Source organism: Variovorax sp. P1_G12, assembly GCF_056405555.1.
Genome location: NZ_JBFUBW010000003.1, coordinates 264385 through 280068, shown reverse-complemented (window position 1 = coordinate 280068; position 15684 = coordinate 264385). Strand labels below are relative to the sequence as shown.

The following is a 15684-nucleotide window of genomic DNA, read 5'->3' as shown; positions in this document are numbered from 1 at the left end:
GGTCAGGAGGGCGTTGCGCTATCTAGACCAGATGCCCGCTCGCCAGCGCTGCGGCGGCAGAGCGCGTCTCCACGCCGAGCTTCTCGAAGATGTGTTCGAGGTGCTTGTTCACGGTACGGGGACTGGTGCCGAGGATCTCACCGATGTCGCGGTTGGTCTTCCCCTTGGCCAGCCATGACAGCACCTCGGTCTCTCGCGGCGTCAGTGCGGCCTCGGTCAGGCGCGACGGCGCAGAGGGTCCCTCGCGATGCAGCGCCATCAGCAGCATGGTCTCGCCCAGGGCCGCAGCGCCGAGGTTGCGAATCGACAGCTGCCGGCCGTCCGCGAGGCCCACGACCATCGTGCCGCCATCGGTCGGTACCGCTTCAAGCGCCGGCGGCAGGTGGCCAGGCTCAGCCGGCTCGCCGATCGCGCGCAGCCACGCCTCGGCCTGCGGCGAGCGCCAGGCGAGGCGCCCATGCGCATCGACGAAGATCACGCCCATGCCGGCCACGTCGACCGCATCGCGCGCCATGCGGCTGATGCGCGCATTGCGTGCATGGGTGTGCAGCCGCGCCAGGACTTCCTGAGCCCGGATCGGCTTCACCACGTAGTCGACGCCGCCACTGGCAAAGCCCTCGACCACGTCCTGCGTCTCGGACAGGCCGGTCATGAACAGCACCGGAATGTGCGCGAGCGCCGGGTCGGCCTTGATGCGTCGACAGGTCTCGAAGCCCGACAGACCAGGCATCATTCCGTCCAGCAGGATCGCGTCCGGCACCACGAATTCGAGCCGTTGCAGCGCCGATTCACCGTCGGCGGCGACGAGCACCGTGTAGCCGCTGGCTTCCAGCGTGTCGCACAACATGCCGAGGCTGCTCGGCGCGTCGTCGACGACCAGCACCACCGGCCGTTCGGACTCAAGGGATGGAGACATCGTTCTCCTCTGAAAGTGCGTGCTTGAAGTTGTCGAGCTCGAAGCGCGCCAGCATGCCGCGCAGATGGCTGCAGGTGGCGGCCAGGTCGGGGCGCCTTGCCGCGATGCGGTCGAGCGCCTGCTGTAGACCGCGCACGTGGCCCATCTGCACCAGGCGCATGAGTTCGAGCCGGTCGTCCTCCGGCAGGGCGAGCAGTTCGAGCGGTCCGGACTGCGCGGCCCGGGCACGGCTCGGCGCCTGGCCCTGCTGCAGCCATTCGAGGCCCAGGTGGCGCTCGAGCGTGGTGATCAGCTCCGACTCGATCACCGGCTTGCCGATGAAGGCCTGGCATTCAGTGAGGCGCAGCCGCTCGGCCTGGTTCTCGAAGACATTGGCCGAGACGATGATGATCGGCAGCGCGAAGCCGGCCGAGCGCACCCGCAGTGCCGTCTCCCAGCCGTCCATGTCGTCCATGCTGAGATCGAGCAGGATGGCCGAGGGCACATGCTCGCGCAGGCTGTCGAGGCACTCGGTGCCGCTGGCCGCCTCGCGCACGTCGAAGCCCAGCGGCATCAGCATGCCGGCCAGCATCTGGCGCTGCACGGGTTGGTCGTCGACCACCAGCAGGGTGCGCCGCGGGCCGAAGTAGCCGGAGATCGCGCGCAGCGGCTCGGCCTGCGGGCCCGGGTCGGCGACCTCGTTCAGATAGAGCCGCACGCTGAAGGTGCTTCCCTTGGCGGACGTCTCGGCCAGCCGCAGCTCGCCTCCCATCAACGAAGTGAGCAGGCCGGTGATGGTCAGGCCCAGGCCGGTGCCCGGGTCGCCCCCATGGCGCCGGCCGGCGGCGCCGCGCTCGAAGGGAAGGAAGATGCGCTGGTGGTCCTGCGGCGCGACGCCGATGCCGGTGTCGACGACATCGAAGCGCAGCACCTCGCGCCGCGCATCGACATGCAACGTGACCGTGCCGGCGTCGGTGAAGCGCACGCCGTTGCTCAGCAGGTTGATGAGGATCTGCCGCAGCCGCTTGCCATCGGCCTGCACCCAGGCCGGAACGCGTCCACTCTCCGAGTACACGAAGGCCAGTCCCTTGCTCTCGGCCTGCGGCCGAACCATTCGCACCACCTCGTCAAGGAACTCCGGCAGTGCGAGCGGCATCGGCTCGAGTTGCAGCCGCCCGGCCTCGATGCGCGCCAGGTCAAGGAGGCCGTCGATCAGGCCGAGCATGTGCTCGCCGCTCTTGTGGATGGTCTGCAGCGCCTCGCGCGGCGGCCGCGGCGGTGCTTCGTTCTTCAGCAGGATCTGCGAGTAGCCCATGATGCTGTTGAGCGGCGTGCGCAGTTCGTGCGCCATGCCGGCGACGTAGCGCGTCTTCGCCTGGTTGGCGGCTTCGGCGGCTTCCTTGGCGCTTTGCAGGGCTGCATCGGTGCGGCGATGGGCCTCGATCTCCAGCGTCAGCAGGTGATTGTGGCGATTGGACTCCTCCTGCGCCATCTTGCGGCTCTCGCTGCCCAGCACGATCCACCACGCGGCGACCGCGGTCACCAGCGACAGCAGCGCGAACACCTTGAGGAAGGGCGCCTGCAGGAAGCGGTCCGCCGCATTCGGATCGAGCAGGCCTTCCTGCGCGTAGACGATGCCCATCACCGTGGCGAGCAGCGCCACCAGGGAGGTCGCGATCAGCAGGTAGTGGGCGACGCGGAAGTTGATGCGCAACGCCAGCGCCGGCGGAAGCAGCGCCTTCAGCCAGCCGCTGATCTGCTCCGAGGCCCGGGAGCCGGTCTTGCAGGCATCGTGGCAACGCGATTCCAGCGTGCAGCACAGCGAGCAGATCGGCGCGCTGTAGGCCGGGCAGTGCGCCATGTCCTCCGACTCGAAGGTGTTGTCGCAGACCGCGCAGCGCACCAGTTGCCCCGGCGTCCAGTGGGTCAGGTCCTTGCGCGCCAGATAGTAGCGGCCCTTGGTGCGCCAGGCGAGCAGCGGCGACACCACCATCGCGGTCAGGAGCGCGACAAAGGGCGAGAAGGCTTCGGCCCAGGGTCCGAGCATCCCGGCGTAGGCGACGATCGCGATCGCAGCCGCGACCACCATCGACACCAGCCCGACCGGATTGATGTCGTAGAGATGCGCCCGCTTGAACTCGATCGAGCGCGGACTCCAGCCGAGCGGTTTGTTGATGACCAGGTCGGCCACCAGCGCGCCGACCCAGGCGATCGCGATGTTGCTGTAGAGGCCCAGCACCTTTTCCAGCGCGGTGAAAACCCCCAGCGTCATCAGCAGGATCGCGATCAGCACGTTGAACACCAGCCAGACCACGCGGCCCGGATGGCTGTGTGTGAGGCGGGCGAAGAAGTTCGACCAGGCCAGCGACCCGGCATAGGCATTGGTCAGGTTGATCTTGAGCTGCGAGACGACGACGAACAGCGTCGTGATGGCCAGCACCCAGGCCGGGTCCGAGAAGACGTAGCCGAAACCGGCGAGGTACATGTGGGTGGGCTCGATCGCGTGCTCGGGCCGGATCTCGTGCTGCAACGCCAGGAAAGCCAGGAAGGCACCGCCCATCATCTTCAGCATGCCGGGCACGATCCAGCCCGGCCCGGCAACCAGCACCGCGGTCCACCAGCGGCGGCTGTTGGCCGGCGTCTTCTCCGGCAGGAAGCGCAGGTAGTCCACCTGCTCGCCGATCTGCACCACCAGGGAGAAGGCGACGGTGGCGCCGGCGCCGAACATCAACGGATCGAAGCTGTTGTTTCCGGAGATGCGGCCGACCAGCCCGGTGAAGTCGGAGAAGGCCTGCGGATTGCGCAGCAGCACCGCCGCATACGGCAGCACGAAGAGCATCAGCCAGATCGGCTGCGTCCACAGTTGCAGCGTCGAGATCATCGTGATGCCGCGCATCACCAGCGGGATGATGACGATCGACGACACCAGGTAGCAGGCTGCCAGCGGCCAGTCGAAGTACATCTGCAGCGCCAATGCGAGGATGGCGGCCTCCAGCGCGAAGAAGATGAAGGTGAAGCTGGCGTAGATGAGCGAGGTGAGCGTTGAGCCCAGGTAGCCAAAGCCCGCGCCGCGCGTGAGCAGGTCCATGTCGACGCCGTACTTGGCCGCGTAGTAGCAGATCGGCAGGCCGGTCAGGAACGTGACCAGCCCGACCACCAGGATCGCCCACAACGCATTCGAGAAACCGTAGCTCAGCGCGATGGCGCCGCCGATCGCTTCCAGCGCCAGGAAGGAGGTGGCACCGAAGGCGGTGTTGGCGACCCGGAATTCCGACCACTTGCGAAAGCTGCGCGGCGTATAGCGCAGCGCGTAGTCCTCGAGCGTCTCGTTGGCGACCCAGGTGTTGTAGTCGCGGCGGATGCGAAAGATCTTCTGACCGGTGACGGGCGGCATGTTCCATTCTTTCAGGAAGGGTGTTTGCCGATGTCTCTGCAAGAAGCGCTCCTTGTCCGTTCCGCGGATGAAGGAAACGGCCGCCCAGTCTCGCAGGCCACGCGCCGCGGGCAGCTACGTTGATTGACGTATTCGGTTCGGGGCCCGCGCTTCCTAGAGTCCAGTCCATGGTGAAGCGATGCGCCGCACAGAGATGGTGCATGGCATCACCGATTTGTCTCGTTTTTTCAACCCAGCCTGGAGATTCCGCCATGTCCCGCGACCAAGAACCTTCGCTCGATTCGCCCGAGCGCATCGCAATGCGCCGCCGCCGACTGCTGCAGGGCGCCGCCGCGCTGCCGGCGCTGGGCCTGAGCGGCCTGAGCTTCGGCCAGCCGACCGCCTCGGTGAACACGACCAAGCTCGCGGTGACCGACACCGAGGTGACCGTCGGCCAGTTGCACTCGTCCACCGGCACGATGGCGATCAGCGAGACCGGCTCGATCCAGGCCGAGCAGCTCGCGATCGACCAGATCAACGCGATGGGCGGCATCCTCGGACGCAAGATCAAGGTCATCAAGGAAGACGGCGCCTCCGACTGGCCGACCTTCGCCGAGAAGGCCAAGAAGCTGCTCATCAACGACCATTGCGCGGCGGTCTTCGGCTGCTGGACCTCGGCCTCGCGCAAGGCGGTGCTGCCGGTATTCGAGAAGGAGAACGGCCTGCTGTACTACCCGACCTTCTACGAAGGCCTGGAGCAGTCGCACAACGTGTTCTACACCGGACAGGAAGCCACCCAGCAGATCATCTACAGCCTGGACTGGGCCAAGAACGAGAAGAAGGCCAAGACCTACTTCCTGATCGGGTCCGACTACATCTGGCCGCGCACCTCGATGAAGATCGCGCGCAAGCACATCGAGAACTTCCAGAAGGGCAAGGTCGTCGGCGAGGAGTATTACCCGCTGGGCAGCACCAACTTCGGCTCGCTGATGAACAAGATCAAGCTGCAGAAGCCCGACTGCATCTTCGCCGCGGTGGTAGGCGGCTCCAACGTGGCCTTCTACAAGGCTCTGAAGGCGGCCGGCATCACCGGCGACAAGCAGCTGCTGGTGACGCTGGCGGTGACCGAGGACGAGATGACAGGCGTCGGCGGCGAGAACTTCGCCGGCTTCTATTCGTCGATGAAGTACTTCCAGAGCCTGGACAACGAGAACAACAAGAAGTTCGTCGCCGCCTTCAAGGCCAAGTATGGCAAGGACGCGGTGATCGGCGACGTCACGCAGGCCGGCTACCTGGGCCCGTGGCTGTGGAAGGCAGCGGTCGAGAAGGCCAAGAATTTCGACGTCGACAAGGTGGTCGCGGCGTCGCCCGGCATCGAACTCAAGATGGCGCCCGAGGGCTACGTGAAGCTCGACGAGAACCATCACCTGTGGAGCAAGTCGCGCATCGCCCAGGGCCAGCTCGACGGCAGCTTCAAGGTCGTATCGGAGTCGCCCGAGTTGATCAGGCCGGACCCGTTCCCCAAGGGCTACCAGTAAGCAGGCCAGCAGCAGCGTCGTTCGCCACCGGAGATCGTCCATGAGTTTCACCGACCTGATGAACATCGGCCTGATGCAGGGCTTCGCGGGACTGAGCCTGTTCGCGGTGCTGCTGCTGATGGGCCTGGGCCTGGYGCTCATCTTCGGCCAGATGGGCGTCATCAACATGGCCCATGGCGAGTTCATGACCATCGGCGCCTACACGATCTACCTCGGCTCGACGATCGTGGAGAAGAACGCGCCGACGCTGCTGCCGTACTACTTTCCGGTCGCGGTGCTGCTGGCCTTCTTCTTCGCCTTCGTCGCCGGCTGGCTGGTGGAGTGGGGGCTCATCCGGCACCTCTACAAGCGCCCGCTCGACACGCTGCTCGCGACCTGGGGCGTGAGCCTGGCGATGCAGCAGATGTTCCGCACCTTCATCGGTCCGAAAGAGGTAAGCCCGGTTCTGCCCGAGTGGCTGCTGGGCTCCTGGGCGCCGGCGCCGGGGCTGGACATACCGATCAACGGCATGTTCGTGCTGGTCCTGACCACGGTGGTCACCGTCGGCATGCTGATCGCCCTCAACAAGAGCCGCTGGGGACTGCGAGTGCGCGCCACGGTGGCGAATCGCGTGATGGCGAATGCCACCGGCATCGACACCAAGCGCACCGACCGGCTCACTTTCGCGATCGGCTGCGGCGTGGCCGGCGTGGCCGGCGCTGCCTTCACGACCATCGGCTCGACCGGTCCGACCTCCGGCCAGCTCTACATCGTCGACTCCTTCCTGGTCGTCACCTTCGGCGGCGCGGCCAGCCTGCTCGGCACTGTGGTGTCGGCCTTCGGCATCGCGCAGACGCAGTCGGTGACCGAGTTCTTCATGGCCGGCTCGATGGCCAAGGTGCTCACCCTGTCGCTGATCGTGCTGATCCTGATGATGCGGCCGCAGGGCCTGTTCGCCAGCAAGGTGCGCCGTTGATGCATTTCGCTGAAGAAGCCACGAAACAACCTGCCACGGAGTTTCCAATGATTGCCCTGCAAGCCTGGATCAAGCGCTACCAGCTCGCCAGCGTGCTGCTTCTCACGGTGCTGCTCGCGGTCGTGCTGCCGCTGACGCTCGACATCTTCCGCCTCAACCTGATCGGCAAGTACCTGACCTATGCCTTCGTCGCTGTCGGCCTGGTGATGGTCTGGGGCTACGGCGGCGTGCTGAGCCTGGGGCAGGGCATCTTCTTCGGACTCGGCGGCTATGCGATGGCGATGTTCCTCAAGCTGGAAGCCTCCGATCCGGTCACGACCAAGATCCAGTCGACGCCCGGGATTCCGGACTTCATGGACTGGAACCAGCTGACCGAGCTGCCGTGGCTGTGGGTGCCTTTCAAGTACCTGCCGTTCGCTCTCTTCGCGGTGGTGGCGGTGCCGACGCTGCTGGCCTGGATCATCAGCTTCGCGATGTTCAAGCGCCGCGTGGGCGGCGTCTATTTCGCGATCATCACGCAGGCGGTGGCGCTGATCCTCACGGTGCTGATCATCGGCCAGCAGGGGTACACCGGCGGCGTCAACGGCATGACCGACCTGAAGACGCTGGCTGGCTGGGACACCCGCACCGACAGCGCCAAGTACCTCCTCTATTACATCTGCGTGGCGTTGCTGATCGGCAGCATCTTCCTCTGCCGCTGGATCCAGATCGGCAAGGCCGGGACGCTCCTGCTCGCCATGCGCGACAAGGAAGACCGGGTGCGCTTCTCGGGCTACGACGTGGCCAACTTCAAGGTCTTCGTCTTCTGCCTCGCGGCTGCGCTCTCCGGCATCGGCGGCGCGCTCTTCTCGTTGCAGGTGGGCTTCATGTCGCCGAGCTTCGTGGGCATCGTGCCCTCGGTCGAGATGGTCATCTTCGCGGCGGTCGGGGGACGCATGAGCCTGGTCGGCGCGGTGTACGGCACGCTGCTGGTGAACGCCGGGAAGACCTATTTCTCGGAGAGCTTTCCCGACCTGTGGCTGTTCCTGATGGCCGCGCTCTTCATCGGCGTGACGATGGCCTTTCCGATGGGGTTGGCCGGCGTCTGGGAAGAGCATGTGGTGCCCCGGTGGAAGCGGCACATGGCCGCCCGCAAGAGCCAGGCGCCGGCCGCGACACCCGAGGCGGAGCTCCCCGTCGTCAAGGCGATGCCCCAGGCCGCCGAGGAGCCATCCCTGCCCGATGGCGTGAGCAGCCAGCGCGCCTGACCGGAAAGCACCCATGAGCAACACCGACTTCGCACTCGCGGTCGAGGACTTGACCGTCTCGTTCGACGGCTTCAAGGCGATCGATGCGCTGACGCTGTACATCGACAAGAACGAGCTGCGCGTGATCATCGGCCCGAACGGCGCCGGCAAGACCACGCTGCTCGACCTGATCTGCGGCAAGACCCGCGCGAGTGCCGGCAGCATCAAGTTCAAGAACACCGAGCTCACGAGGATGGCCGAATACCGCCGCGTGCGACTGGGGATCGGCCGCAAGTTCCAGACGCCCTCCATCTACGAAAACCTCAGCGTGTTCCAGAACCTGGAGGTGTCGTTTCCGGCCGGGCGATCGGTCATGGGCGCGCTCGGCTTCAAGTGCACGGATGAGGTGAGGTCCAGGGTCGACGCGGTCGCGGCCGACATTCACCTGTCCGACAAGCTCGACACCGAGGCCGGCCTGCTCAGCCACGGCCAGAAGCAGTGGCTGGAAATCGGCATGCTCCTGATGCAGGAACCTGAGTTGCTGATGCTCGACGAACCGATCGCCGGCATGAGCGCGCGCGAACGCGAGCTCACCGCTGACCTGCTGCAGCGCATCTGCCAGGGCCGGTCGGTGATCGTGATCGAGCACGACATGGAATTCGTCAAGCGCATCGCGCACAAGGTCACGGTCATGCACCAGGGAAAGATCCTGGCCGAAGGGCCGATGGATCAGGTGCAGGCCGACGAGCGCGTGATCGACGTCTACCTCGGCCACTAGGAGCAAACGACATGAGCACAGCCATGCTGGAGGTCAAGGACCTCTACACCTCATACGGCCAGAGCGAGGCGCTGCACGGCATTTCGTTCCAGGCGCGCAGGAACGAGACCATCGCCATCATGGGCCGCAACGGCATGGGCAAGACCACGCTGTTCAAGAGCCTGATGGGTGTGCTGCCGATCAAGAGCGGCAGCATCAGCGTTGCCGGGCGCGACGTCTCGCGCGACGAGAGCTTCGTACGGGTCGCCAAGGGCATTGCCTACGTGCCGCAGGGCCGCATGATCTTCCCGACCCTGACGGTGGAGGAGAACATCCAGACCGGCCTAGAGAACTCGAAGACGCGCCGCATTCCCGAGGAAATCTACGCGCTCTTCCCGGTGCTGTTCGACATGAAGCGCCGCAAGGGCGGCAACCTGTCGGGCGGCCAGCAGCAGCAGTTGGCGATCGCGCGTGCGCTCGTGACCGACCCCAAGGTGCTGCTGCTCGACGAGCCTACCGAGGGCATCCAGCCTTCGATCATCAAGGACATCGCGAAGGCGCTGAACGAGATCCGCAAGCTGCGCGAGATCACGATCGTGGTGTCGGAGCAGGTGCTGAGCTTCGCGCTGGACGTTGCCGACCGCCTGTTCGTGATCGAGGGCGGGATCTTCGTGCACGAGACCGCGCGCGACAAGACCGACGTGAACCACATCAAGGCCTATCTCTCCGTTTGAACTCCCCTTTCGACAACCACCCCAGGAGCCATTGCAAATGACCGACACGCTGATCAAGGTCGACCTGACCAAATCGCCGACCGAGAACGAGATGATCCACAACCGCTGGCACCCGGACATCCCGATGGCCTGCTGGGTGAACCCGGGCGACGACTTCATCCTCGAAACCTTCGACTGGACCGGCGGCTTCATCAAGAACAACGACAGCGCCGACGACGTGCGCGACATCGACCTGACCACGGTGCACTACCTGTCGGGCCCGGTCGGCGTGAAGGGGGCCGAGCCCGGCGACCTGCTGGTGGTCGACCTGCTGGACATCGGCGCCAAGCAGGACAGCCTGTGGGGCTTCAATGGCTTCTTCTCGAAGAAGAACGGCGGCGGCTTCCTCACCGATCATTTTCCGGAGGCGCAGAAATCGATCTGGGACTTCAAGGGCATGTTCACCAGTTCGCGCCACATCCCGGGCGTCAACTTCGCGGGACTGATCCATCCCGGCCTGATCGGCTGCCTGCCCGACAGGGCGATGCTCGACATGTGGAACAAGCGCGAGATCGACTTCATCGCGACCGACCCGGATCGCGTGCCCGGCCTGGCGAATCCGCCTTCGGCCGGCACCGCCCACATGGGAAAGATGACCGGCGAGGCCAGGGCCAAGGCAGCCGCCGAGGGCGCACGCACCGTGCCGCCGCGCGAGCACGGCGGCAACTGCGACATCAAGGATCTCTCGCGCGGCTCCAAGGTTTTCTTCCCGGTCTACGTCGACGGCGCCGGCCTGTCGGTGGGCGACCTGCACTTCAGCCAGGGCGATGGCGAGATCACCTTCTGCGGCGCCATCGAGATGGCGGGCTGGGTGCACATGAAAGTCACGCTCATCAAGGGCGGCATGGCCAAGTACGGCATCAAGAACCCGATCTTCAAGCCGAGCCCGATCACGCCGCACTACAACGACTACATCATCTTCGAGGGCATCTCGGTGGATGAGGCGGGCAAGCAGTACTACCTTGACGTGCACGTGGCCTACCGCCAGGCATGCCTGAACGCGATCGAGTACCTGAAGAAGTTCGGCTATTCCGGCGCACAGGCCTATTCGATCCTCGGCACCGCACCGGTGCAGGGCCACATCAGTGGCGTGGTCGACATCCCGAATGCCTGCGCCACGCTCTGGCTGCCGACGCAGATCTTCGACTTCGACATCAATCCGAACGCCAACGGGCCGACCAGGTTCATCGACGGCAAGATCGACATGCCGCTGTCGCCCGACCTTGCCTGACCGGAGCGCGAGCAGCATGCCGACCTACGACTACCGGTGCGACGACTGCGGCGGCTTCGATGCACTGCGCAGCGTGAGCCAACGCGACCTGCCGGCGGACTGCCCGGATTGCGGCGGCGCCTCGCCGCGCGTGATGTCGGGCGCACCACGCCTGGCGCTCATGGCCGACGGCACGCGCCGCGCCATCGCGGTCAACGAGCGTGCGGCGCACGAGCCGAAGCGCTCGGGCGACTACGCGCGGCTCAGGCATCCCTCGGGCTGCGGCTGCTGCAGTGGCGCCAAGCGTGGCGCGACGGTGACCGCGCCCAACGGTGCCAAGACCTTTCCGACCAAACGGCCCTGGATGATCAGCCACTAGGAGCAGCACCATGATTCATGGAGATATCTCGAGCAGCAAGGACACCGTAGGTGTCGCGGTCGTCAACTACAAGATGCCGCGCCTGCACTCGCGTGCCGAGGTGCTCGACAACGCGCGTGCGATCGCGAAGATGGTGGTCGGCATGAAGTCCGGACTTCCCGGCCTCGACCTCGTGATCTTTCCCGAGTACAGCACCCACGGCATCATGTACGACAGCGCCGAGATGTACGAGAACGCCGCCACCGTGCCCGGCGCCGAGACCGAGATCTTCGCCGAGGCCTGTCGCAAGGCGAAGGTGTGGGGCGTGTTCTCCCTCACCGGCGAGCGCCACGAGGAGCATCCGAACAAGGCGCCCTACAACACGCTCATCCTCATGAACGACCAGGGCGAGATCGTGCAGAAGTACCGCAAGATCATGCCCTGGGTGCCGATCGAGGGCTGGTATCCGGGCAACTGCACCTATGTGAGCGACGGGCCGAAGGGGCTCAAGGTCAGCCTCATCATCTGCGACGACGGCAACTATCCCGAGATCTGGCGCGACTGCGCGATGAAGGGCGCCGAGCTGATCGTGCGCTGCCAGGGCTACATGTACCCGGCGAAGGAGCAGCAGATCCTCATCAGCAAGGCAATGGCCTTCGCCAACAACACCTATGTGGCGGTCGCCAACGCGGCGGGCTTCGACGGCGTCTATTCGTATTTCGGCCACTCGGCGATCATCGGCTTCGACGGCCGCACGCTCGGCGAATGCGGCGAGGAGGAAATGGGCATCCAGTACGCGGCGCTCAGCAAGAGCCTGATCCGCGACTTCCGCAAGCACGGCCAGTCGGAGAACCACCTCTTCAAGCTGGTTCACCGCGGCTACACCGGCTTGATCAACTCCCGCGAAGGCGACAAGGGCGTGGCCGACTGCCCCTACGACTTCTATGCCAAGTGGATCGCCGATCCACAGGGCACGCGCGAGATGGTCGAATCCTTTACCCGCAGCACCGTCGGCACCGCGGAGGCGCCGATCGGGGGCATCCCGAACGACGACACGGCCGGCGTGCACCGCTGATGCCAGATCCGCTCGAATCCTGGCGCATTACGCAGGAGCCCTGGCAGGGGTGAAAGCGAACGGCAGTCCCAAGAAGATCAAAGACTTGCCGACCCCTAAGACAGCGACTGCGGAATCGTGAACACCATGTTCGCCGCGCCGCGGAACTCGCCCTTGGTCACCAGGAACCACAGTGTCGCGTTGTCGCCGAACAGCTCGCCGACGTTGCTGCTTGCGGCGGCGCGGCGCGCGATCAGCATGCCGTAGGTGCTGGAGCGCGGTTGGGTGGCGGTGAAGTGGTTGCCGCTGACGCTCATGAAGTTCCCGGCGCACAGCACCATGTCGGCCGTGAAGGTGTTGCCCTGCAGCACCACCGTCTGGAACAGGCCGCGGGCCCGCTTCGCGGTGAGCAGCTTGATGGTTTCGATGCCCATCGTCAGCCGCGTCAGCAGGTTGCTCGCGAACACCAGTTGGCCGACGCCGGGCTGGACCTCGAAATCACCGGGCTGCAGCGCGCGCAGCAGCGCGTCGCGCGGCACCTCGGGGTCGGGGATGCCGTAGAACGCCACGTCGCCCGCGAACTGGCAGTGCGTGATCTCACACAGGTCGGTGATGTCCTGGAAAACTGCGGCCGCCCGTACCGCCGCCGGTAATGTGCAGCCGCGCATGCGCAGCACGCGCGTGCTGCCGACGGCCAGCCAGGGCAGTTGGCTGTCGCTCCTGCCGGCCACGTTCACGCCGTCCAGCTCGACCTGGGTGTTATTGGTCAGCGCGATCACGCCGCGCTCGCTGAGCTGCAAATGCAGATCGCGCAGTTCCAGCGCGGCCAGGCCGGCCAGGGCGATCGGGGCGGCGACCACGATCACCGCGGTGGGGCCGCAGCCGTGCAACGACAGGCGCCGCACCGGCTGCGTGGAGGGCGCATCCAGCGTCAGGCCGGCCTCGAGTCGGTGCGTGCCTGGCAGGAAGCAGATGCACAGCGAGGGCCGCGCCGCCAGCAACTTCTCCAGCAGTTCGCTGCTGAGTTCGGGGAAGTCGCCCCCCTTGCCGATCGTGACCTCGCAGCCGCCGCCCCCGCCGGTGGCCGGCGTCGTGGCGGTGGCCGCGAACACCAGCACCTGCTCGGCCACCGGGCTGCCGCCGCTGGTCAGCAGATGCGCACGGACGCGCTGGTTCTGCGGCGTGCCCAGCCGCCAGGGGCATTCGGCCAGGCCCTGGGCGTTGCAGGTGGCGTCGAAGACGCTGGCCGGCGGGTTGCCCACGCTGCCGGCCCCGGCCTCCACCGTGAAGCGCACGCGCGCGCCGGGCACGGGCAGCGCGCCGCGCATCACGCGCACACGCAGCGGCTCGGGCAGCGCGCCGCCGGGCGTGGTGTTCTGGCCGTCGCCGCCTACGTAGAGCAGTTGCGTCATTTTCGTGAGCGGCGGGAACAGGTCGCGGCAGTCGGTGATGTCCGTGACCAGGCCGCTGGCGTCCACCGTCACCAGGCCGAGCCGCGCCCAGCCGTCACGCACGCCGGCCGGCGGCTCGGCGACGGGCTCGCCGTCGCAGTCGCGCGGCCATTCCACGTCGGCCGTCACGGTGCGCGCCGGGATCTGCCAGTAGTCGCCCGGCCGGTAGCTGCCGCCGGGTGCGAAGCGGATCTGCACGCCATCCTCCAGCGTGATCCAGTCGCCTTCCTCCACCGCCAGCGCGTGCTCGCCGGCCACGGCGGGCGTGTGGTCCCAGCGGCGCAGCACGGGGTGGCGCGCCGGGTCCTGGCCCAGCGTGCCGGTGGGCACGCCATCCAGCACCAGTTCCAGCGCATCGTCGCCGTCTTGCAGGTAGTCGAAGAGCTGGCCCGCGCGGCCCTGCAATTCGGCCTCGTCGTCGACCAGTTCCACGCGGTCGTGCAGGGTGAGGTCCAGGTTCGCATCGCGGCCGCGTGCCGCCAGGCGAATCGTGGTGCGGTTGGCGTCGATGCTGATCTCCTGCACCGCATAGCTGACCGAGCCGTTCTCGCGCGACCACTTGAATGTGGCGGCGCCCGCCGCGTCCACCGAGTGGATTTCCACGCGGTAGAGCTGGTTCTCCAGCCGGCGGTAGCCTGCCGTGGCGGCGATCTCGCAGACGCCGGTGGACGCCAGTTCGGGCTCGGCGCGCGCGGCCATGCGGGCGCCCGGCGGGGCGGTCAGGGTGTTCCAGGCGGCCACGTCGGCGCCGCAGTGCCAGGCGGTGTTGTCGGGCGCGGCCGGCAGGGCGAGCGTGCGCACTTGCGCCACCTGCTGCGCGCGGGTGGCGGTGTCGGGGCCGCCCAGTGCCACTTCGCGGATGCCCGGGTCCTCCAGCGCACTCACATGGCGTTGCCAGGCGCGCAGGTAGACCAGGTGCGTGCCGGCCGGCAGCCGTGCCGGCACGCCGCCGTCGGGCTGGTTGGCCAGCGAGGCGGCCTGCTCCCATTCGCAGAGCTGGCCCTGCACGTAGTAGCGGCCCGCGCCGATGCGCAGGCTCGCCGCCGGCAGCGCCGCAGGCGCACCGGCGCCGGTGGCTTGCACGCGCCAGGCCTGGCCACCGCCGACCAGCCAGGGCTGCTCCGTGCCGGCCACCGACAGGCCCGCCAGTGCCGGACCGCCGGCCACGGTCTGCGCGGTCCAGGTGGTGCCGCCATTGGTGGTGACCAGCAGCGCGCCGTCCTCGCCAGCGATCCAGCCATTGTTGGCGTCGCGAAAGCGCACCGCGCGCAGCCGCGAGGTGCTGCCGCTGGTGGCGGTCGTCCAGGTCGCGCCGCCGTCGGCGCTGCGCAGCACGGTGCCGCCGTCGCCCACCGCCCAGGCCTGGCCACCGGCGAGCGACACCGCGCGCAAGGTGGCGCTGCTGCCGCTTTGCACGCGGGTCCATCCCGCGCCGCCGTTGCTGCTGCGCACGATCGCGCCGCCGGGCCCCACGGCCAGGCCTTCCTGCGCGTTGGCGAAGGCCGCGGCGTAGAGGCGCTGAACGCCGCTGGCGTGGCGCGTCCAGTTGGCGCCGCCGTCGACGGTGCGCAGCACCAGGCCGCCGTCGCCCACGGCCCAGGCGTGCTGGGCATCGAAGACCGCGACGCCGCGCAAATGCTGCAGGCTGCCGGCGTTCTGCACGGTCCAGGTGCTGCCCGCGTTGCTGGTGCGCAGCACGGTGCCGCCGTCGCCCACGGCCCAGCCGGTGTTGGCGGCGCGCGCAATGGCACGCAGGTGCCGCGTGCTGCCGGTGGCGGCCACGGTCCAGGCCGCGCCGCCATTGGTGCTGACCAGCAGCACGCCGTCTTCGCCGGCGATCCACACGCTGTTGGCATCGGCTGCATGCACCGCCAGCGCGACCATGCCGGCCGACAGCGCGAAGCCGGCGTTCTCGGCCGGCGCGCCGCTCTGGCCGATGACGTCCTCGGCCAGAGCCTCGGCACGGCGGCGGGTGATGTCGCCTTCCTCGTTGAAATCCGCATCGATGATCACGCGGCCTTGCTGCATGCGCACGGCGGTGTAGTGCGCGCCGGGCTCGAAGGTCTCGCGGGAGAGATCGGCTTTCATGGTGTC

At 67.1% G+C, this 15684-nt stretch carries 11 protein-coding genes; 8 read left to right on the top strand and 3 right to left on the bottom strand.

Annotation, left to right across the window (positions count from 1 at the left end):
- Positions 1-22 precede the first annotated feature (22 nt).
- Both AC1D2O_RS05410 and AC1D2O_RS05405 read right to left on the bottom strand, forming a co-directional pair.
- Positions 23-916 carry a response regulator gene (locus AC1D2O_RS05410; protein ID WP_478085946.1) on the bottom strand — a complete coding sequence of 298 codons (894 nt, stop codon included), beginning with the start codon at positions 914-916 and terminating at the stop codon, positions 23-25.
- The gene (locus AC1D2O_RS05405; RefSeq protein ID WP_478085944.1) at positions 900-4289 is read right to left on the bottom strand and encodes a hybrid sensor histidine kinase/response regulator; all 3390 of its coding nucleotides are present in this window, start codon (positions 4287-4289) and stop codon (positions 900-902) included. Before AC1D2O_RS05405 ends, AC1D2O_RS05410 begins: the two co-directional genes overlap by 17 nt.
- A 251-nt stretch (positions 4290-4540) precedes the next feature.
- Here AC1D2O_RS05405 and urtA point away from each other — a divergent pair, with 251 nt between their 5' ends.
- From urtA to AC1D2O_RS05365, 8 genes are read left to right on the top strand one after another with little or no spacing between them, the layout of a single operon-like run.
- Complete coding sequence (gene urtA, locus AC1D2O_RS05400; protein ID WP_478156424.1) at positions 4541-5806, top strand: urea ABC transporter substrate-binding protein; 1266 nt, start codon at positions 4541-4543, stop codon at positions 5804-5806.
- A 40-nt stretch (positions 5807-5846) separates the two neighbouring features.
- The gene (gene urtB, locus AC1D2O_RS05395) at positions 5847-6761 is read left to right on the top strand and encodes an urea ABC transporter permease subunit UrtB (RefSeq protein ID WP_478156422.1); all 915 of its coding nucleotides are present in this window, start codon (positions 5847-5849) and stop codon (positions 6759-6761) included.
- Between the two features lie 47 nt (positions 6762-6808).
- Positions 6809-8008, top strand: a complete 1200-nt coding sequence (gene urtC, locus AC1D2O_RS05390) for an urea ABC transporter permease subunit UrtC (protein ID WP_478085938.1) — start codon at positions 6809-6811, stop codon at positions 8006-8008.
- A gap of 13 nt (positions 8009-8021) precedes the next feature.
- The gene (gene urtD / locus AC1D2O_RS05385) at positions 8022-8765 is read left to right on the top strand and encodes an urea ABC transporter ATP-binding protein UrtD (protein WP_478156420.1); all 744 of its coding nucleotides are present in this window, start codon (positions 8022-8024) and stop codon (positions 8763-8765) included.
- A 23-nt stretch (positions 8766-8788) separates the two neighbouring features.
- Positions 8789-9478 carry an urea ABC transporter ATP-binding subunit UrtE gene (gene urtE / locus AC1D2O_RS05380; protein ID WP_478086262.1) on the top strand — a complete coding sequence of 230 codons (690 nt, stop codon included), beginning with the start codon at positions 8789-8791 and terminating at the stop codon, positions 9476-9478.
- Positions 9479-9515: 37 nt separating this feature from the next.
- Positions 9516-10748 (top strand): formamidase, encoded by a 1233-nt coding sequence (gene fmdA / locus AC1D2O_RS05375; RefSeq protein ID WP_478156419.1) that lies wholly within the window; start codon positions 9516-9518, stop codon positions 10746-10748.
- Positions 10749-10764: 16 nt separating this feature from the next.
- The gene (locus AC1D2O_RS05370) at positions 10765-11106 is read left to right on the top strand and encodes an FmdB family zinc ribbon protein (protein WP_478086258.1); all 342 of its coding nucleotides are present in this window, start codon (positions 10765-10767) and stop codon (positions 11104-11106) included.
- A gap of 10 nt (positions 11107-11116) precedes the next feature.
- Positions 11117-12160 carry an aliphatic amidase gene (locus tag AC1D2O_RS05365; RefSeq protein ID WP_478086256.1) on the top strand — a complete coding sequence of 348 codons (1044 nt, stop codon included), beginning with the start codon at positions 11117-11119 and terminating at the stop codon, positions 12158-12160.
- A 95-nt stretch (positions 12161-12255) separates the two neighbouring features.
- Here AC1D2O_RS05365 and AC1D2O_RS05360 read toward each other — a convergent pair whose 3' ends face one another.
- Positions 12256-15678, bottom strand: a complete 3423-nt coding sequence (locus tag AC1D2O_RS05360; RefSeq protein WP_478156418.1) for a DUF6519 domain-containing protein — start codon at positions 15676-15678, stop codon at positions 12256-12258.
- Positions 15679-15684 lie beyond the last annotated feature (6 nt).